1 rRNA gene is annotated in these 684 nt (G+C 60.4%); it reads left to right on the top strand.

Features of this window, described 5'->3' with window-relative positions:
- Positions 1–249 precede the first annotated feature (249 nt).
- Positions 250–684: ribosomal RNA gene (locus ACYVGT_RS28110) — 16S ribosomal RNA — on the top strand; the annotation flags it as partial.

Below are 684 nucleotides of genomic sequence, written 5' to 3'. Positions count from 1 at the left end.
GTATGCGGTGAGCGGTTGTTTCTTGAGAACTCAACAGCGCGTGTTCAATACTTTATGATGCCATGTTTGTTTTGGCCCCTCATTTTGGCTGGACCTGCCACCGCCGCCCGTCCGGGCTGGCTGGAGGCGCACGGTCGGGCCAGAGGGTTCCTTTGATTGAATAACGAGTGGGTTTTCCTCCACTCGGATTCGGTCGGGGTTTGCTCTTCCAGGTTTCCCGCCGCGCTCAGCGCGGTCGGGGGTTTGACCTTAATGGAGAGTTTGATCCTGGCTCAGGACGAACGCTGGCGGCGTGCTTAACACATGCAAGTCGAGCGGTAAGGCCCTTCGGGGTACACGAGCGGCGAACGGGTGAGTAACACGTGAGCAACCTGCCCCTGACTCTGGGATAAGCGGTGGAAACGCCGTCTAATACCGGATACGACCCGCCCCTGCCTGGGGTGCGGGTGGAAAGTTTTTTCGGTTGGGGATGGGCTCGCGGCCTATCAGCTTGTTGGTGGGGTAACGGCCTACCAAGGCGATTACGGGTAGCCGGCCTGAGAGGGCGACCGGCCACACTGGGACTGAGACACGGCCCAGACTCCTGCGGGAGGCAGCAGTGGGGAATCTTGCGCAATGGGCGAAAGCCTGACGCAGCGACGCCGCGTGGGGGATGACGGCCTTCGGGTTGTAAACCTCTTTTAC

The organism is Nocardiopsis coralliicola, assembly GCF_054779695.1.
This window is presented reverse-complemented; position numbering and strand designations above follow the sequence as displayed.